This is a genomic window from Lentzea kentuckyensis (assembly GCF_002150765.1).
Taxonomy (GTDB): domain Bacteria; phylum Actinomycetota; class Actinomycetes; order Mycobacteriales; family Pseudonocardiaceae; genus Lentzea; species Lentzea kentuckyensis.
Genome location: NZ_MUYM01000014.1, coordinates 15,118 through 33,902 on the forward strand (window position 1 = coordinate 15,118; position 18,785 = coordinate 33,902).

Genomic DNA, 18,785 nt, shown 5'->3' on the forward strand with positions numbered 1-18,785 from the left:
TGTCCGGCATCTCCCCTCAGATCAGGAACCGGTACGCCGTCGAGCCCGGCGCCACGTGCTGGATCTTCAGCGGGGACTCCTTCATCCGGCCCCACAGCAGGTCGTAGTCCTCGCGGCGGCCCAGCTCGATGCACACCAGCGCGGCGCCGGTCTCGCGGTTGTCGCGCTTGATGTACTCGAACAGCACGATGTCGTCGTCCTTGCCGAGCACCTCGTCGAGGAACCGCCGCAGCGCGCCCGGCTCCTGCGGGAACTCCACCAGGAAGTAGTGCTTGAGGCCGCGGTGGACCATCGAGCGCTCGACGATCTCGGCGTAGCGCGAGACGTCGTTGTTGCCGCCGGAGAGCAGGCACACGACCGTCGAGTCCGGCGCGACGGAGATCTCCTCCAGCAGCGCGGCCGAGGCCAGGGCGCCCGCGGGTTCCGCGATGATGCCGTCGATCTGGTACAGCTCCAGCATCTCCGTGCAGACCGCGCCCTCGGACACGCTCAGCAGCTCCGCGCCGCTGTCGCGCACCATCGGGAACGTCACCTCGCCCGCCCTGCGCACCGCGGCGCCGTCGACGAACGAGTCCACCTCGGGCAGCGTCACGGGGTGACCCGCCTGCATCGCGGCGATCATGCTCGCCGCGCCCGCCGGTTCCACGCCGATGATGCGGGTGCGCGGGAAGCGTTCCTTGAACCACGTGCCGACGCCGGACAGCAGCCCGCCGCCGCCGACCGGGACCACGACCACGTCGGGGGCGCCGCCGAGCTGCTGGACGATCTCCAGGCCGACGGTGCCCTGACCGGCGACCGTGCGGCGGTCGTCGAAGGCCGGGACCAGGGTCGCGCCGGTGGTCTGCGCGTACTCCTGGGCGAGCGCGGCCGCGTCGTCGTAGGTGTCGCCGTCGACGATCAGCTGCACCATGCCCTGGCCGAGGGCCGAGATGCGGTCGCGCTTCTGGCGCGGGGTGGTGCGGGGGACGTGCACGCGGCCCTCGATGCCGAGGCGGCGGCACGCGTAGGCCATGCCCTGGCCGTGGTTGCCGGCCGACGCGCAGACGGCGCCACCGAACGCGAACTCGGTCTGGCACAGCAGGTTGAAGGCGCCGCGCAGCTTGTACGAACGGCCGACCTGGAGGTCCTCGCGCTTGAACCACACGCGCGCGCCGGTCCGCTCGGACAACCGCTGGTTCACCTCGAGCGGTGTGGTGCGTGCGACTCCGCCCAGCCGGGCTGCGGCGGCGGACACCTCATCAGCGAAGGACATGACATTACATCTTCCGTGAACGACTCGGGTCTGGCACGCGTACCCCTAGAAAGACAGGGGAGGTGCTCGTGTTTCGCCTTGTGGGCGTTCTGACGCTGCTCATGATGCTCTCCGCGGTTCCCGCGCACGCCCATGGCGCGCCTACCGACCCCGCGAGCAGGGCTTTTCTGTGCTCGCCTGGTCAGGCAACAGCATCATCCTCGCCGTGCCGCAGTGCCATTCAGGCGGGGTTGCCGTCCAAGGACTGGGACAACATCCGGCTGCCGAACGTGGCCGGGCGCGACGCCGAGAGGGTTCCTGACGGCAAGCTGTGCAGCGCCGGGCTCGCGAAGTACGCGGGTCTCGACCTGCCGAGCGCGCAGTGGCCGGCGACCAGGCTCAAGAGCACGGACTTCACCTACCGGGCGACGATCCCGCACCAGGGCTCGTTCCGGTTCTACGTGACCCGCGACGGCTACTCGCCGGTCCGGCCGCTGCGGTGGGCGGACCTGGACCAGTTCCTGAACGTGCCCTCTCCCCCGCTGGTCGACGGCTCCTACGAGTTCAAGGTGCAGCTGCCGCGGAATCTGACCGGACGTCACCTGATCTACACGGTCTGGCAGAACACCGACACGCCCGACACCTACTACTCGTGCACCGACGTCGAGATCGCGGCACCGGCCGCGGCGCCCGCTCCGGTCGCGCCGGTCGTACCGCGACCAGAACCGGCCCCGCCCGCCGAGGCACAGGCGGCCCCGGCAGCGGCGCCGCCGTCGAGTTCCACGCCGACCTCGACGCCGACCTCCACGCCGAAGTCGAGCACGCCGCGTCCTGTTCCCGTTGCGTCGACCGCCGAACAATCTCCTTCCAACGCAACGAGGTTCGGCATGGCCGCTGTGGTAGCCGCACTGGGAGGTCTCGCGGTGATCGGCGGGATCATGTTGTGGCGCAAAAGAATTCTGTGAACGTCCCGGTCCCCAATAGGTCTGGACCACCTCTACGATGATCTTCGGGCGCGCAACCCTGTGATGGTGAGGTGTGCCCCGCATGACAAGAAAACTGCTGGCGCTACTGGCATTGCTGGCCGCAACGCTCGTCCCGGTCTCCGGCCCGGCACACGCGGCCCCGTTCAAGGTGCTCGGCTTCTACTACGGCACCAACGACCTGGCGCACATCTCGTTCGTCAAGGAGGCCAACCCCTGGCTGGCCAGGGCCGCCCAGGAGAACGGGTTCACCTACGAGGCGACGACCGACTGGAACCGGCTGAACAACCTGACGCCGGCCCAGGCCCAGGTCGTGGTCTTCCTCGACGACCTGCCGAACGGCACCCAGCGCGCGGGGTTCCAGCGCTACATGGAGGCGGGAGGCGCGTGGTTCGGCTTCCACGTCTCGGCGTTCACGCAGAACGCGAACGAGTGGTCCTGGTACCACAACACGTTCCTGGGAAAGGGGAACTTCGTCAACAACACCTGGGGCCCCACCACCGCGACGCTGAAGGTCGAGACCCGCACGCACCCGTCGACCCTGCGGCTGCCGGAGAAGTTCACGTCGTCGGTCAGCGAGTGGTACAGCTGGTCGCGTGACCTGCGCACGAACCCGGACATCCAGATCCTGGCGAGCGTCGACCCGTCGAGCTTCCCACTCGGCACCGACCCGAACCAGCAGTGGCGCAGCGGGTACTACCCGATCATGTGGACGAACAAGAACTACAAGATGATCTACGCGAACTTCGGCCACAACGCGATGGACTACGCGGCCAACCGGCCGCTGTCGTCCACCTTCGCCTCCGCCACGCAGAACAACTTCCTGATCGACAGCCTGCTGTGGCTGGGCGGTGGCGGCACCCCGCAGCCGCAGCCCGACTGGAAGACGATCGCCAACAGGGGCAACGGCAAGTGCGTCGACGCGCGGTCCGCGGGTCTCGACAACGGCACCGTCATCCAGCAGTACTCCTGCAACGGGACCACCGCGCAGAACTTCCGCGCGGTGGCGACGAGCGACGGCTACTCCCGCCTCGAGTACCGCAACAACCCGGCCAAGGTGCTGGACGTGAGCGGCGTGTCCACTTCGGACGGTGCGGGCATCCACCTGTGGGACTACGTCGGTGGCACCAACCAGCAGTGGCGCGTCACGACCGGCGCGGACGGCTACTCGACGCTGACCGTCCGCCACTCCGGCAAGTGCCTCTCGGCCCCGGCCGGCTCGACCGACGGCGTGCAGTTGGTCCAGGCGACCTGTGACGGATCGGCGGCCCAGAGCTTCAGGCTGGGCTAGCCGAAAAGCTCGCGGCAGCGTTGCGCTGAGCTTATGGTCCGGTGGTGGACCTGCCCGTGATGCCGCCGGTGAAGCCGATGCTCGCGAAGTCCGTCCCCGCACTGCCGCGCGGGGACGGACTGGCGTACGAGCCGAAGTGGGACGGCTTCCGCTGCATCGTGTTCCGCGACGGCGACGAGGTCGAGCTGGGCTCGCGCAACGACAAGCCGCTCACCCGGTACTTCCCCGAGGTCGTGGAGCTGCTGAAGCAGGCGCTGCCGCCGCGGTGCGTGGTCGACGGCGAGATCGTGCTGGTCACCCCGGCCGGACTGAGCTTCGACATCCTTCAGCTGCGCCTGCACCCGGCGGCTTCGCGCGTGCGGAAGCTCTCCGTCGAGACGCCCGCGAGCTTCGTGGCGTTCGATCTGCTGGCGTGCGGCGACACCGACGTCACCGGGCTGACGCTCGGTGAACGCCGCACGCGGCTGGAGGAGATCGTCACCGAGGTCCCCGGTGTCTACCTGACACCGTCCACGACCGACCCGGACGTCGCGCAGGACTGGTTCACCCGGTTCGAGGGCGCTGGCTTCGACGGGGTGATGGTCAAGGCGGTCGACGGCGTCTACGAGCCGGACAAGCGGGTGATGTTCAAGGTCAAGCACGAGCGGACGGCCGACTGCGTGGTCGCGGGCTACCGCCTGCACAAGGACGGCGAGACCGTCGGATCGCTGGTGCTCGGGCTCTACCAGGACGGCGAGCTGCGCAACGTGGGCGTGGCGAGCAGCTTCACCGCCGCCCGGCGCCGCGAACTGGTCGAGGAGCTCAAGCCGCTGCTGAACCCCGCCGAGCACCCGTGGAGCGCGTGGGCGACCTACGAGGGTCCGGGCATGAACAGCCGTTGGAACCCCGACAAGCAGCTTCAGATCGTGTTGCTCGATCCGTCACGAGTGGCCGAGGTGCGCTACGAGCACGTGCAGGGCGGACGGTTCCGGCACACCTCACGGCTCGTGCGCTTCCGTGCGGATCGCGATCCGGTCAGCTGCACGTTCGAGCAGCTGGAAGAAGTACCGCCGGCCGAGCTGGACGCCCTGTTCGGCGAGGCGGAGAGAAGGCGGACAATCGACCGGTGAAGGTGATCAAGCGGGACGGCACGCACGAGATCGAGATCCAGCGATCGCGGTTCCTGTGCCACGTCGCCCGCGTCACCTCCGACCAGGAAGCCTCCGACTTCTTCGCGCGGATCCGCAAGGAGCACTGGCAGGCCACGCACAACTGCACGGCGTTCCGCACGAAGGACACCCAGCGCTCGTCCGACGACGGCGAACCCGCTGGTACGGCCGGTGTGCCGATGCTGGAGGTGCTGACACGGCGCGATCTGGTCGACACGGCCGTTGTCGTCACCCGCTACTACGGCGGCATCAAACTCGGCGCCGGCGGCCTGGTCCGGGCGTACGGACGGGCGGTGTCCGAGGCCATTGACGCGTTGGGCACGCTGACCCGTGAACGGCACGAGAGCGTGCTTCTGGCCGTGGACCACGATCAGGCGGGGAAGCTGGAGAACGCGTTGCGCGCGGCCGGCCACCACGTCGCCGACGCCGAGTACGGCCGTGACGTGACCTTCACCGTGCTGACGACGGACCCGGGGGCGTTCGAGGTCTGGCTCGCCGCGCAGACCGGCGGTGCGGTCACCGCGATCAGGGGCGAGCCAGTGGATCTCGACGTTGACTAGGTCTTCGGCTCCGGCGGCGGGTTGTCGGGTTTGCGGGTCTCGACGAGCAGGTCGCGAATGTCACCGTTCATGGGTCCTTCATAGAGCGAACGCGTTGTTCGGTTCCGCCGACTGGACGCCGAACAAACAACGAGAGAACAATCCGGCGCGTGCCGAGACCCGAGCGCCCGCTGGATTCCGACGATGACGAGCTGCTCAGGTTCGCCGCGGACTTGAGATTGTTGCGTGAGAAAGCAGGTAAACCGACCTACCGCGAGCTGAGCAAGGCCGCGCACTATTCGGTGACGATGCTCTCCGAGGCCGCGAGCGGGCGGAAACTGCCCAGCCTGGCCGTGACCACGGCCTATGTCCATGCCTGCGGCGGTGACGTCGAACAATGGCGGCGAAGATGGCACGAGGTGGCCGAGGGCGCGAAGCCCGCCGATCCTGACCGGGAACCGCCGTACCTCGGTCTGGGTGCCTTCCAGGCCGCGGACGCGAGCCGGTTCTTCGGCCGGGAAAAGCTCGTCGGACAACTGCTGGAGAAAGTGCGCGAGCGTCCTTTCGTGGGCGTTTTCGGCGCTTCCGGTTCCGGCAAGTCGTCGCTGCTGCGCGCCGGTCTGGTGGCGTCACGGCCCGCGGCCGTCCTCACCCCCGGCCCGCACCCGCTCGCGGTCTGGGGCGAGGTCACCGCGGACCTCGTGGTGATCGACCAGTTCGAGGAGCTGTTCACGCTCTGCCGCGACGAGGACGAGCGGGTGGCGTTCCTCGACGCGATCACCTCGGTGGCCGGCAAGAAGGTCGTCATCGGCGTCCGCTCGGACTTCTACGGCCACTGCGGCCGCTATCCGCAGCTGGTCGACGCGTTGCACGACGCGCAGATCCTGGTCGGCGCGATGAGCCCGCAGGAGCTGCGGCGCGCGATCACCGAACCGGCGTTGCGCGCCGGCTACACCGTCGAGGGCGCGCTGGTGTCGGTGCTGGAGGCCGAGCACGCGCCGTTGCCGCTCGTCTCGCACGCGTTGCTGGAGACGTGGCGTCGTCGTCGCGGCACGCGTCTGACCGTGGCCGGTTACGAGGAGACGGGTGGCGTCCGGCACGCGCTGGCCCAGAGCGCCGAGGCCGCATACCTGGCGTTGGACGCCGAGCAGCAGGCGATCGCGCGCAAGATCTTCCTGCGGCTGACAGCGCTGGGCGAGGGCACTGAGGACACCAAACGACGGGTGAACCGTGACTCTCTCGACAACGATGACGACGTGTTGGTCGTGCTGGACCACCTCGCGCGCGCACGGCTCATCACGCTCGACGACACCGGTGTCGACCTCACGCACGAAGCGGTCATCCGGTCGTGGCCGCGGTTGTCCGGCTGGCTCACGGCGAACCGCGACGGCCTGCGCGTCCACCACCAGCTCACCGAGGCGACGGCGACCTGGGAGTCGTTGAACCGTGACTCGGGGGCGCTCTATCGGGGCGTGCGGCTCGCACAGGCCCGTGAGTGGGCGACGGGCGACGACGACGCGATGTCCGCGCGCGAACGCCAGTTCCTCAAAGCCAGCGTCGAGGCCGAGGAGGCCGAACAGGAGACGGCCCGGCGCACCACCCGCCGGCTGCGGCAGCTCGTCGGGCTGCTCACCGTGCTGCTCGTGCTCGCGGTGACGGCCGTCGGGTACGCGATCACGGCCGAGCGGGAAGCCACGACCCAGCGGAACCTCGCCATCGCGCACAAGGCCGTGACCGACGCGAAGGCGACGCAGACCGTGGACGCGACCCTCGCGCTGCAGCTCGGACTCGGCGCGCACGACCTCGTCGACGACGGCGAGACCCGCGACAACGTGCTCAGCGCCCAGTCCGCGCCCTACTTCACGCGCGTGCCCGCACACGACAAAGACGTCACCGCGGTCGCCGTCGCCCAGGGGATGGCGGCGACGGTGAGCTGGGACGGCACCGCGAAGCTGTGGGACATCTCCGACACCACGAACACGCGCGAGCTCGGCCGCGTCACGACGAAGGCCGAGCTCAACGCCGTCGACCTGAGCAAGGACGGGCGCAGGCTCGCGTTCACCGCCGACAACGCCGCGCCGCTCTACGACGTCAGCGATCCGCGCTCACCGCGTGCCGCGGGAGTGCTCCCCGGCGGCGCCGCCTCGGTGGAGTTCAGCGCCGACGGCCTCCGTGCGGTCACCGCGCTCGCCGACGGCACCACGCGGCTCTGGGACGTCGGCGACCTCGACCACCCGCGCGAGATCGCCTCGCTGCCCGCCGAGGTGAAGCACGTCAAACGCGCCACCTTCAGTCCGGACGGCAGGTTCGTGGCCGTCGGTGAGGCCAAGATCGTCACGCTGTGGGACGTGACCGGGACGCCGGTGCGGCGCGGCACCCTCTCCGGGCACACCGACCTGATCGAGTCCATCGCGTTCTCCCCGGACGGCACCAGGATCGCCACCGGCGGCTGGGACCACGTGACCCGCCTGTGGGACGTCCGCGACCCCGCTCAGCCGGTGTCGCTGGCCGCGCTGACCGACATCTCCTCGATCGTGTGGGGCGTCGCGTTCTCCCCCGACGGCACGATGTTCGCCGCCACCGGCAACCTGACGACGCAGCTGTGGAACGTCACGGAGCCGCGGCCGCGCAAGCTCGCCACGATCCCCGGTGGTGTCTACGCGGCCGAGTTCACCCCGGACAGCGGCACGCTCGTGATCTCGGAGGGCGCCAAGGCGATGCGGTTGCAGCGGCTGCGCGACCTGCCGCTCGCGGGGCACCAGAACAACGTGTCGATGGTGACGTTCCGCCGTGACGGCGAGGTGCTCGCGAGCAGCAGCTGGGACGGCACGGCGTGGCTGTGGCGGATGACGCCGGAGCGCACCCGCGAGCCGTTGGCGCAGATCGGCACCGACTCGGGCGCGATCCTGCGCTGGCTCGAGTTCAACCCGGACGGCACGCTGCTCGCACTCGCGTCCGATGACGGGTTCATCCGCCTGTACGACGTGCGCGACGCGCGGAAACCGTTGCTGCTGCGCAAGTTCGACAGTGTCTTCGACAACTCCGCGTCGGTCACGTTCTCCCCGGACGGCCGCACGCTCGCGGTCGGCGGCAACCGGGTGGTGTCGCTGTGGAACGTCACGAACCCCGCGGAGCCGGTGAAGTTGTCGCACGTCGGCGGCTTCCCGAACACGGTGTGGTCGGTGGCGTTCACGCCGGACGGGGGCCGCCTGATGGCCAGCACGGGCCTGCGCAGCAGGATCTTCGACGTCGCCGACCCCACCGCGCCGCGGGAGCTGCCGTTCCTCCGGCCGGCCGACGGCGTGCCGCGCGGCGGGATCAGCGCCGACGGGCGTTACGTCGCCGCGGTCGTCGGTGATCGGGAGATCGTGCTGCTGGACGGGACGGGTCAGCGGGAGCTCGGCAGGCTGACCGGGTTCGAGCGCAACGCCTACACCGTCGCGTTCCACGGCGACCGGATGGCGACCGCGCACGCCGACCACCTGGTGCGGTACTGGGACATCGGCGATCCGGCACACCCGCGGCTGATCACGACGTTCACCGGGCACACGGTCGACGTGGGGACCGTGGCGGTGAGCCCGGACGGGTCGTACCTCGCGTCCGGCAGCAACGACACCACGATCCGGTTGTGGGACGTGGACGTCTCGCGGGCGATCGCCCGGATGTGCGGGCGCCGGCTCGCGCCGATGACCCGTGAGCGGTGGGAGGAGCACTTCCCGGACGTGCCCTACCGGCAGGTCTGCCGGTAGGGCACGTCTTTCGGGCCAGATGCAGGTTTCGGGCTAGTGCCGTAACCGGCAGCCTTTGCCCCGTATTTCGGTGTCCAGACGGGTGGATCGCGGTGCCGGCCCCGCGTCCTCATCCTGGTTGGCTGCGGGTGCGGGGCCGGTGCCGCGAGGCGCCCTGCTGGGCGCCGGAAGACGCGGTGAAGGTTGCCGGTTACGGCACTAGGTGCAGGGGACCACGTCCGGATCGGCGCCCGCCTTGGGCACCCAACGCACGTTCGCGAAGGACGCCTGGAACGTGCCGTCGGTGTAGACCAGGAACGGGGTGTTGACGTTCTCCAGGTCCAGTCCCTTGTTGGAGAAGCACGACACCGGGATCTTGACGGTCGCCTTCTGTCCGATCGGGAGGTTGCGGAACACCTGCGTGGCGTCGATCTCCGCCATGCACGGGTACACGCAGTGCGCGCTGACGACCGTGCGGTTGGCCGGGGCCTGGTGCACGATCACGTCGAACTGCATGGCCGCGTCGGCGTTGCCGTAGCCGCGCAGGTCGGCGCCGGCCGGGCTCTGCAGGTACACCTGGCCGGGGCCGGTGCCGGTCCACGTCGTCTTGAGCGCGTCCTGCTGGACGTTGACGTCGGACTGCACGACGTTGATCTCGGCGTGCGAGGCCTGGCCGTCGGGCCCGATCACGGTGCCGCCCCAGTTCTCGGGGGAGCCGATCATCGCCTGGTACGGCGCGATGTCCGCCCGGTTGAAGATCTCCAGGTCCTCGGTCGCCGTGCCACCGCCACCACCGGAGCACAGGGCGCCGGGGCTGGTCTCGTCGAGCTTGCCGACGTTGCCGGTCTGCCAGTCGCGCAGGCCGTAGCCGAGCTTGAACAGCGGGGCCTTGGCCGGCTCGCCGGGCAGTGCCGGGCAGGCCGCGCCGGGCCACGTGTAGGACAGCTTGCCGTTGAAACCGTTGTGGCGTCCCCGGATCAGCAGGTCGGCGATGCCGCCGCCCTCGGTGCCGGGCAGCCAGGCGGCCACGAACGCGTCGGAGCGGTTGATCTCCTTGTTCATGTACAGAGCGCGGCCGCCGACGTAGACGGTGATGACCGGCTTGCCCTTGCCGGACACCTTGTCCAGCACGGCGAGGTCCTGCGGCTGCAGGCGCGCGGCCTCGAACGACCGCTTGCCGAGGTCGCCCACGCCCTCCGCGTACGGCGTCTCACCGATCACGGCGATGACGGCGTCGAACTGCGCCGGATCCACGTTGTCGGCCGTCTCGGCGAACGTGACGTTGGCGGCGCCCAGCGTGTCCTGGATGCCCTTGAGGATGCTGGTGGCGTTGGGGAAGTCGGCGTTGGTGTTGCCGGTGCCCTGCCAGGACAGCGTCCAGCCACCGGTCTGGTTGCCGATGTTGTCGGCGCTCTTGCCGACCACCAGAACCTTGCTGCGCTTGGACAACGGCAGGGTTCGGTTGTTGTTCTTCAGCAGCACGGCGGACTCGCGCACGGCCTCGCGAGCGAGTTCCTTGTGCAGCAGCGCCTCCTGCTCGCCGGCGTGGTCGCGCTGCGACGGCTTCGGCGCGTCGAACGTGCCGGCGCGCAGCTTGACGCGCAGGATCCGGGCGACGGCGTCGTCGATGCGTGCCAGCGGGATCTGCCCGGACTCGACCTGGGCGATCGTGTTGGTGATGAACGCCTTCCAGTCGTTGGGCACCATGATGATGTCCATGCCGGCGTTGATCGCCTGCGGGCAGCTGGCGTTGGTGCAGCCGGTGACCTGGCCGATGCCGTTCCAGTCGGAGACGAGCAGGCCGTCGAAGCCCATCTTCTCCTTGAGGATGCCGGTCTGCACGTACTTGCTGCCGTGCACCTTGCCCTCGTTGATGACGTCGTTCGTCCAGCTGTTGAACGAGATCATCACGGTCTGCGCACCCGCGGCCAGTGCCCCGTAGTAGCCCTGTCCGTGAATGTTGATCATGTCCTGCTCGGACGCGGCGTTGACGCCCTGGTCCTTGCCGCCGGTCGTGCCGCCGTCACCGAGGAAGTGCTTGGCGGTGGCGATCACGCCGTCCTCGCCGATGCGCTTCTTCGCGTTGTCCTGCAAGCCCTTGATTGCCTCGAAGCCGTACGCGCGGGTGATCCGCGGGTCCTCGGAGAAGCCCTCGTACGTGCGGCCCCACCGGTCGTCCTGCACGACCGCGAGCGTCGGCGAGAACGCCCAGTCCTGGCCGGTCGCGCGAATCTGCTCGGCCGTGGCCTCGTTGATGTCGCGGATGAGGCACGGGTCGTGCGCGGCGCCGAGACCGATGTTGTGCGGGAAGACCGTCGCGCCGTAGACGTTGTTGTTGCCGTGCACCGCGTCAATGCCCCAGATGACGGGAATCTTGGTGCGCGTGGCCTTCGAGGCGTCCCAGTAGGCGTCCGCGAGCTTCAGCCAGTCCTGCGGCGTGGCCTTCTTGTTCGCGCCGGGCCAGCTACCCCCACCGTTGAGCACGGAGCCGAACCCGTAGGTCGTGACGTCCTGTGCCGTGATGGCGCCGATCTCGGGCTGCGTCATCTGGCCGACCTTCTCGGCCAGCGTCATGTTCCTGAGGATCGCCTTGATGCGAGCCTCGTCCTTGCGGTCCCCCTTGAGCTGGCTCTCGACCTTGGGCCAGTCCTTGAGGGTGGGCAGGGACTTCTCGATGCGGGCGCACCCGTGCTCCGTCCGGGGCTGCCCGATGACCGTCTGCTTCGACCCGTGCTGCTGCGCGTCGGGCGCGGCGGCGGCGGCCGACGTGGCGCTGGCGGCGAGCGTCAGCCCCAGCACTGCGGCGAGAGTGCTTCTCCAATGCATGGGGTGGATCCTCAACGGCGTGTTACGTCCGCGTCAATGGGAACGCTCTCACGACTTTTTTCCGGAACTCTTCCGGACGAACCACGCATACCGTCACCTGGTCGTTCGCTCGCCCTCGCTTGGCCGTGGGGGTGGTGGGCCGGATGGGTGGCTGGGGTGGGCGGGCTGGGTGACGGCCGGTGGGGTGGTCGCCTGCCGTGCGTCGGGTCTCACCCAGCGCGGCAGGAGTCATGCCAACCCAGCCGCGTCTCACCCGGCGCGGTGCTGCTCCGCACTGCTCGCCGCGCCGCAGTCGAACCCTGCGGCACGGGCTCACGGCAGTCGGCTGAGGGCCCTTCGCGATCGGCCGGCCGCAGGCGAACGGCCCCCGGTTCCCGTAGGAGCCAGAGGCCGTCGCGACGAACGTCAGCCTGCCAGCGCGCGCACTCGGCGCAGGACCTCGTCCTTGCCCAGCGTGCGGGCCACCGCGTGCAGGTCCGGGCTGCGGGTCGAGCCGGTCAGGGAGACGCGGATCAGCTGCGCCGCCTCCTTGATCGAGCCGGGGTAGGCGTCCGGGTTCTTCTTGAACTCCTTGGGGTTCGGCGCGAAGCCGTGCTTGCCGGCGAGCTCGCGGATCTGGCCGAACCACTCCTGGCCGTCCTCGACATCCACGTACCCGTCGGCGAAGTCCGCGGCGAACGCCGAGATCAGGTCCGGGGACAGGCCGCCCAGGCGCTCGTCGGCGCGGTCGGACACCAGCTCGAACAGCGACGGGAAGAAGAAGCCGTAGGCGGTGCGGAAGTCGGACCACTTGCGGAGGTCCTTGCGCGGGTTGGCGACCTCCGGGCCGCGCTCGACCTGAAGGGCCGCCAGGGCCTCGTCGCGCGAGTCGGCCAGCACGGAGACCAGAGCCGGGTCGTAGGTCGCGGCCCAGGCCGAGATGCGGGCGATGATCTCGTCGCCGGAGAGCGTGGCCACGTAGTCGGCGGCGATGTCCTCCAGCTTGACCAGGTCGACCAGCGGGCCGGCGACACCACACTCGGCCAGGGAAATCGGAGCCGCCAGCGCTTCCGCCAGGGGCAGGTCGGCCAGGCGGGCGTTCACCAGGCCGCGCAGGTAGTACTGGACGGCCTCGGCCGGGAAGCCCGCCTCGATGAAGAACTCGACGGAGGCCTCGGGGTCCTTGCGCTTCGAGAGCTTGCGGCGGGAACCACCCTGCTGCTTCATCAGCGGCGCGATGTGGGCGTACTCGACGCGCTCGAAGCCGAGGGCGTCGAACAGCTGCAGGTGGGTCGGGACGGAGGAGATCCACTCCTCGCCGCGGATCACCAGGTTCACGCGCATCAGGTGGTCGTCGACGGCGTGCGCGAAGTGGTACGTGGGCAGGCGCGGGGACTGGTCGGAGGCCTTGAGGATCACCACGTCGTTGCGGTTGGCCTCGTGCTCCAGCGTGCCGCGGATGGCGTCCACGAACGACGTGCGCTCGCCCGCCTTGCCCGGCGAGCGGAAGCGGACGACGTACGGGCGGCCGGCCTCAAGAGCCTCGGCAACGTCCTCGGCGGTCTTGTCGCGCCAGATCGCCCAGCGGCCGTAGTAGCCGGTGGGGAGCTTGGTGGCCTGCTGGCGCGCGGTGATGTCCGCGAGCTCTTCCTTCGTGGCGAAGCAGAGGTAGGCCTTGTCCGAGCGCAGCAGCTCACGCACGTAGGTCAGGTAGATCTGCTCGCGCTGCGACTGGTGGTACGGGCCGTAGGCGCCCACGGAGTCGGCCTCGTCGGGCTCGATCCCGAAGTACTTGAACGCGGCGTTGAACTGGTCCACCGCGCCGGCGACCTCACGCGCCTGGTCGGTGTCCTCGACGCGCACGATGTACGAGCCGCCCGACTGCGTGGCGAGGTCGCGGTCGATCATGCCGACGTACAGGCCGCCGATGTGCAGGAACCCGGTCGGCGACGGGCCCAGACGGGTGACCTTGGCGTCCGCGCCCAGCCCGCGAGGCGGGTACTGCTCCTCCCAGAACGACGGCTCGGGCAGGTCCGAGGGGAAGAGGGCGTCGACGACGGCACGGTCGAGCATCGCTGGGGGTCTCCAAACCGGGGAAAGAGAGTCGTCCCAGGTTATCAACGCACGACCGCGGGGAACGCCCTGGGCATGAAGGCAGTCACTTGGCACGGCAAACGCGACGTCCGGGTCGACAGCGTCCCCGATCCGGCTCTCAAGGAACCGGAGGACGTGATCGTGAAGATCACCTCCAGCGGCATCTGCGGGTCGGACCTGCACCTTTACGAGGTGCTCGGGCCGTTCCTGACCGAGGGCGACATTCTCGGGCACGAACCGATGGGCGTGGTGGAGGAGGTCGGCGCCGCGGTCACCGAGCTGAAACCCGGCGACCGGGTGGTGATCCCGTTCAACGTCTCGTGCAACTCCTGCGCGATGTGCGCGCAGGGCCTGCAGAGCCAGTGCGAGACCACCCAGGTCAGAGAACACGGGTCCGGCGCCGCGCTCTTCGGCTACACCAAGCTCTACGGCCAGGTCCCCGGCGGCCAGGCGGAGTATCTGCGGGTCCCGTTCGGCAACAAGCTGCCGATCAAGGTGCCGGAGGGCCCGCAGGACGACAGGTTCGTCTACTTGAGCGACGTCCTGCCCACGGCCTGGCAGGCCGTCGAGTACGCAGGCGTCCAGGCGGACTCCACCGTCGCCGTCCTGGGTCTCGGCCCGATCGGCGACATGGCGTGCCGGGTCGCCCAGCACAAGGGCGCCAGGGCGATCGGCATCGACCTCGTCCCCGAACGGCTCGCGCGCGCCAAGGCCCGCGGCATCGAGACCATCGACCTGCGCGGCGCCGGCAAGCGTCTCACCGAGGTCGTCAAGGACCTCACGAACGGCCGAGGCCCGGACGCGGTGATCGACGCGGTCGGCATGGAGGCCCACGGCGCGCCGGTCGGCAAGCTCGCCCAGCAGCTCACCGGCCTGCTGCCGGACACGATGGCCCAGAAGCTGATGAAGGAAGCGGGCGTCGACCGGCTGAAGGCGCTCTACACCGCGATCGACATGGTGCGCCGCGGCGGCACGGTCTCGATCGTCGGCGTGTACGGCGGCATGGCGGACCCGCTGCCGATGCTGACCATGTTCGACAAGCAGCTGCAGCTGCGGATGGGGCAGGCCAACGTGTGGCGCTGGGTCCCGGAGATCCTGCCGCTGCTCACCGACGACGACCCGCTGGGTGTCGACGACTTCGCCACGCACCGCTTGCCGCTCGAAGACGCCCCCTCGGCGTACGAGACGTTCCAGAAGAAGAACGACGGCATGGTCAAAGTGCTGCTCAAACCTTGATCGGCATATCCTGCCCCGCATGGCCAAGTACCTCGACGTCCACCCGGTCAACCCGCAGAAGCGCGCCATCGACCAGGCTGTGCGGATCCTGCAGGAGGACGGCCTGATCGCGTACCCGACCGACTCCTGCTACGCGCTCGGCTGCCGCCTGGGCAACAAGGACGGCATCGACCGCATCCGCGAGATCCGCAAGCTCGACGACAAGCACCACTTCACGCTGATGTGCGAGAACTTCGCGCAGCTCGGCCAGTTCGTGGTGGTCGACAACGCGGTGTTCCGCGCGATCAAGGCCTCCACGCCGGGCAACTACACGTTCATCCTGCCCGCGACGAAGGAGGTGCCGCGCCGCATGATGCACCCGAAGAAGAAGACGGTGGGCGCGCGCATCCCCGACCACGTCGTGACGCAGGCGCTGCTGGAGGCGATGGGCGAGCCGCTGCTCACGTCCACGCTGCTGCTGCCCGACGAGGCCGAGCCGCTGGTGCAGGGCTGGGAGATCAAGGAACGGCTCGACCACGTGGTGGACTTCTCCAGCGGCGAGGCGGAGATCATCCGCTACGGCGCGGGCGACGCCGAGCGGTTCGAATAGCCGCTACGACACGACCAGCGCGTAGTCGGCGTCGGTCGCGGCCGTCTCGACGTGGCCGTCCACGTTGACCGCGGTCGCGATCACCTCGACGGTCCACGTTCCCGCGTCCGCGGCGTCGACGAGCACGTTCTCCACGGTGTCGACGGTGTTCGCGGCACCGCCGGCCAAGGACCAGTTGCCGGCGTCCAGGCCGTAGTTGCCCCAGTAGACGGTGCCGTCGGGCGCGGTGACCTTCAACGACAGATCGTTGACGGTCGCCTTGGTCGCGGTCGGCGAACCGGCCGGGTCCGTGTACGCGAGCGTCGCGCGCAGCGGCGTCTTGCCGTCGGTCGTCACGGTGTACTTGCGCGTCTGACCGGTCGTGACGAGGTCGGTCTCGTTCACCAGCACGGGCAGCTTCCAGCCACCGGCCTTCGCACGGTCGTACAGGTTGCGGACGGACGCGGTGCCCCAGCCCTGATGCGTGCGCGTCTGGTCGTGCGCGGCGCCGATGAACGGGTGCTGGTTGGCGGTGTTGATCAGCAGTGCCTTCGCGGTCGCCGCGTGCGGGCGTGCGGCGAACACGTCACGTCCCTTGCCGGGACCGCCGTCGAACACGCCGTCGGCCCACATCTGGAACATCAGGCCGGCGTTGCCGCAGGTGATCGGCGTGGCGCCGGACGTGCCCCCGAACGACGCCGTGTAGGAGGTGTCGTTGCTGGACGACGTGGTGTCGATCTGGTCGTAGTAGTTCGACAGCTCCGGCTTGATGCGGCCGTCGGCGGCGGGACCGATCGACGCGCCGCGGTTCCACTTGTCGTCGGTGCGGTCGAGGGTGTTGTAGTGGTAGTGGCCGCCGACCGAGAGCACGTTCTTCGCCCACGCCTGCGGACGCGACGACTGCGATCCCGCGTTGCTCTGCGACTGGCAGATCAGGATGTCGTGGTCGAACACGATCCGGTCCATCTGCTGGGAGACCGCCGTGTATTTGGTGGTGAGCGAGTCGCCCCAGCTGTTCGACTGGAACACGGCGCGGTACTGGCCGGCCGGGTCGACGAGCTGCTTGGTGTGCGCGTAGCGGTCACCGCTGTTGTAGACGGCCGTGATGCCCTGGCCTTCGGGCAGCAGGCCGCGGCGGGTGGGCGAGACACCGGACGCGAAGATCTGCCCGAACGTCGAGGTGCCGTGCGAGGTGTCCGTCGAGTTGGCGGTGTGCTGCACCGGCGGACGGGCGCGGAACTCCTGGTGCGTCAGGCGGAACCCGCCGTCCATCACCTCGCCGCGCACGCCCTGGCCGCGGTAGCCGCCGGCGGTCTCGACGTGGTTGGCGCCGGACGACTCGCGCGACTTGTCCATGTCGGTCTCCGGCGCGGACACCGGGTCGACGGCGATCACCGCGGGCAGCTTCGCGACCTGCGCGACCTGGCCCGCGTCGAGCACTGCCATGATGTGCTCACGGCTCGTGGACACCTCGACCACCTTGCCGCCCAAGGACTTCACCTTGTCGGCGACGATCTTCTGGTCCCGCTCGTCCTGCTCGGCCAGCGCGATCAGGTAGGTCGAGGAACCGCCCAGCGCGGCGATCTGCGGCTGGGCCTGGAACGGACGCACCTCGCGTACGTAGCTCAACCGCGAGACGCGTGAGGTGCTCGTCATGCGGGCCACGTAGGTGCCGTCCTGGACGAACACGCCGAGCCGCACGCCGAGGCCCTTGAGCTGGTGACGCTGGGCGTCGGACAGGGTGGTGCGGAACTGCAGCAGGTAAGCGCTCTCCGCCGGAGCCGCGACCGCCGGCACGACGCTGATCAGCGCGAACGCGGATAATGCCGAGATTATTGTGCGCAGCACGAATACGACCTCCACATCAGGCAGGGTCGGCGGGGACTGGAGGGAGTCACCGCCCGTGACCAGGACGTTACCGCGAAAGACCAGGTCAGGACATCAGTCGATCGGCGGTGATCATCGCGACCGGCGGTGTAGAAGAATCCATCCGGAGTAACGTCACGGCGAGTAGGCCCGACATGCCCGGCAAAGCATTTCCGCGCGGAGGACGGATGTCTGTCTCACCTGAGCAGCTGATGGAAGAACTGCGCACGTTGTGCCGCGGGCGCGGAGTGCAGACTCCGGGAATCGACTTGCACGTCGGGCCGGCACTGAGGCAGGTGTGCGGCGTCGTGGAGACCGACGGCGCGGAAGCCGTCAGAACGAAACTGCGCGACTGGGTGACGAACGCGGCGCGCGGTTTCCCGGTCGAGGTCCGCAACGCGGTTCTGGCCCCGCTCGGACTGCACGAGGAAGCGCAGTTCCGGTTCCTCAACGAACGCATCGAGTGGCTCGCGAAGCAACAGGACCGCGGGGCGCGCACGGTGCGCAGAAGGATGGAAGCCGGGCTGCAGCGCCTGGTGGAGGTGGCACTGCAGCCCGCCCCGTCGACGGCGCACGTGACGCCGTCGGAACTGTGGCACGTCAAGGAGTTCGACGCGCTGCTGAAGCTGGACGGCCCGACGCCCGCGTGCACGGAACGCCGGACCGTTGTGGCCGACACCGACGGTGTCAACGAGATCGCATGGTCCATCACGATCCCCTCCCCCACGCCCGACGGTGCTCCGGGTGACCTGGACGTGGAGGTGTTGCACGGGGTGGAACTCATCGGCCACGAACGGCCGTCCCCCCGGCGTTTCCTCATGAAGCTGCGTTTGCCCCGACCCCTCAATGCGGGGCAAACGCACCAGTTCGCACTCGAGGTGCGAGTTCCACGAGGACAGTCGATGCGTCCGACCTACGTGTTCTGGCCGGAGCGGATGTGCGAGTCGTTCCGGTTGCGAGTCCGCTTCGACCGGGACGACCTGCCCGGCTCGGTGTGGCGCGTCGAGGAAGCCCTGGCGCGCGACACCGACGACCTGACGCCTTGGCCGAGGACGCTGGCCGTGGACGAGATCGGCGAGATCGACGTGTCGTTCCCGCATCCTCGTCAGGGCCGCGGCTACGGCGTGCAGTGGGCGCCACGGGTCTAGCCGAGCAAGTTCAGATCAGGTCGATGCAGAAATGCGGTTCCACGGCTGACACCTCCCTTGTGAGCTAAGGGAGAACCGCAGTCCGAAGTCGTCAGATCACCGATACCATGAAGAAACTGCCGACCACGAATCCCAGGAACAGGCAGAT

General features: G+C 69.1%; 12 protein-coding genes. 8 read left to right on the top strand and 4 right to left on the bottom strand.

The window, feature by feature from the left end; genetic code table 11:
- Positions 1–16: 16 nt before the first annotated feature.
- A complete protein-coding gene (gene ilvA / locus B0F77_RS08040; RefSeq protein WP_086662170.1) occupies positions 17–1,252 on the bottom strand; it encodes a threonine ammonia-lyase IlvA in 1,236 nt (411 codons plus the stop codon).
- 68 nt (positions 1,253–1,320) lie between these two features.
- On the opposite strand from ilvA, the gene B0F77_RS08045 reads away from it, so the two are divergent.
- The 5 genes from B0F77_RS08045 to B0F77_RS08065 all read left to right on the top strand — a co-directional run bounded on the left by B0F77_RS08045 (position 1,321) and on the right by B0F77_RS08065 (position 8,941).
- Positions 1,321–2,196, top strand: coding sequence for a lytic polysaccharide monooxygenase auxiliary activity family 9 protein (locus B0F77_RS08045; protein ID WP_143466630.1), 876 nt, complete (start codon positions 1,321–1,323; stop codon positions 2,194–2,196).
- Positions 2,197–2,278: 82 nt separating this feature from the next.
- Positions 2,279–3,505 (top strand): RICIN domain-containing protein, encoded by a 1,227-nt coding sequence (locus B0F77_RS08050; RefSeq protein ID WP_086662172.1) that lies wholly within the window; start codon positions 2,279–2,281, stop codon positions 3,503–3,505.
- Between the two features lie 44 nt (positions 3,506–3,549).
- Positions 3,550–4,614: an ATP-dependent DNA ligase gene (locus tag B0F77_RS08055; RefSeq protein ID WP_211293713.1), complete on the top strand. Its 1,065-nt coding sequence runs from the start codon at positions 3,550–3,552 to the stop codon at positions 4,612–4,614.
- On the top strand, positions 4,611–5,213 hold the full coding sequence (locus B0F77_RS08060; protein ID WP_086662173.1) for a YigZ family protein: 603 nt from the start codon (positions 4,611–4,613) through the stop codon (positions 5,211–5,213). Before B0F77_RS08055 ends, B0F77_RS08060 begins: the two co-directional genes overlap by 4 nt.
- Positions 5,214–5,362: 149 nt before the next feature.
- Positions 5,363–8,941 carry an nSTAND1 domain-containing NTPase gene (locus tag B0F77_RS08065; protein ID WP_086662174.1) on the top strand — a complete coding sequence of 1,193 codons (3,579 nt, stop codon included), beginning with the start codon at positions 5,363–5,365 and terminating at the stop codon, positions 8,939–8,941.
- A gap of 198 nt (positions 8,942–9,139) precedes the next feature.
- Here the strand turns inward: B0F77_RS08065 and B0F77_RS08070 are convergent, their stop codons facing one another.
- Complete coding sequence (locus B0F77_RS08070; RefSeq protein WP_086662175.1) at positions 9,140–11,746, bottom strand: glycoside hydrolase family 3 protein; 2,607 nt, start codon at positions 11,744–11,746, stop codon at positions 9,140–9,142.
- Positions 11,747–12,151: 405 nt separating this feature from the next.
- Entirely contained in the window at positions 12,152–13,798 is a 1,647-nt protein-coding gene (locus tag B0F77_RS08075) for a glutamate--tRNA ligase (RefSeq protein WP_086662176.1), read from the bottom strand.
- A gap of 75 nt (positions 13,799–13,873) precedes the next feature.
- On the opposite strand from B0F77_RS08075, the gene B0F77_RS08080 reads away from it, so the two are divergent.
- A complete protein-coding gene (locus tag B0F77_RS08080; protein ID WP_086662177.1) occupies positions 13,874–15,055 on the top strand; it encodes a zinc-dependent alcohol dehydrogenase in 1,182 nt (393 codons plus the stop codon).
- 19 nt (positions 15,056–15,074) lie between these two features.
- Positions 15,075–15,644 (top strand): L-threonylcarbamoyladenylate synthase, encoded by a 570-nt coding sequence (locus B0F77_RS08085; protein ID WP_086662178.1) that lies wholly within the window; start codon positions 15,075–15,077, stop codon positions 15,642–15,644.
- Between the two features lie 3 nt (positions 15,645–15,647).
- Here B0F77_RS08085 and B0F77_RS08090 read toward each other — a convergent pair whose 3' ends face one another.
- Complete coding sequence (locus tag B0F77_RS08090) at positions 15,648–17,471, bottom strand: S8 family serine peptidase (protein WP_245847882.1); 1,824 nt, start codon at positions 17,469–17,471, stop codon at positions 15,648–15,650.
- A 206-nt stretch (positions 17,472–17,677) separates the two neighbouring features.
- Here B0F77_RS08090 and B0F77_RS08095 point away from each other — a divergent pair, with 206 nt between their 5' ends.
- Entirely contained in the window at positions 17,678–18,637 is a 960-nt protein-coding gene (locus B0F77_RS08095) for a hypothetical protein (RefSeq protein ID WP_143466631.1), read from the top strand.
- The last annotated feature ends 148 nt before the right edge of the window (positions 18,638–18,785 follow it).

Excerpts from the sequence above, each read along its gene's own strand:
- ilvA (WP_086662170.1), bottom strand. The coding sequence starts at position 1,252 with ATGTCCTTCGCTGATGAGGTGTCCGCCGCCGCAGCCCGGCTGGGCGGA.
- B0F77_RS08050 (WP_086662172.1), top strand. The coding sequence starts at position 2,279 with ATGACAAGAAAACTGCTGGCGCTACTGGCATTGCTGGCCGCAACGCTC.
- B0F77_RS08070 (WP_086662175.1), bottom strand. The coding sequence starts at position 11,746 with ATGCATTGGAGAAGCACTCTCGCCGCAGTGCTGGGGCTGACGCTCGCC.
- B0F77_RS08075 (WP_086662176.1), bottom strand. The coding sequence starts at position 13,798 with ATGCTCGACCGTGCCGTCGTCGACGCCCTCTTCCCCTCGGACCTGCCC.
- B0F77_RS08080 (WP_086662177.1), top strand. The coding sequence starts at position 13,874 with ATGAAGGCAGTCACTTGGCACGGCAAACGCGACGTCCGGGTCGACAGC.
- B0F77_RS08085 (WP_086662178.1), top strand. The coding sequence starts at position 15,075 with ATGGCCAAGTACCTCGACGTCCACCCGGTCAACCCGCAGAAGCGCGCC.
- B0F77_RS08095 (WP_143466631.1), top strand. The coding sequence starts at position 17,678 with ATGTCTGTCTCACCTGAGCAGCTGATGGAAGAACTGCGCACGTTGTGC.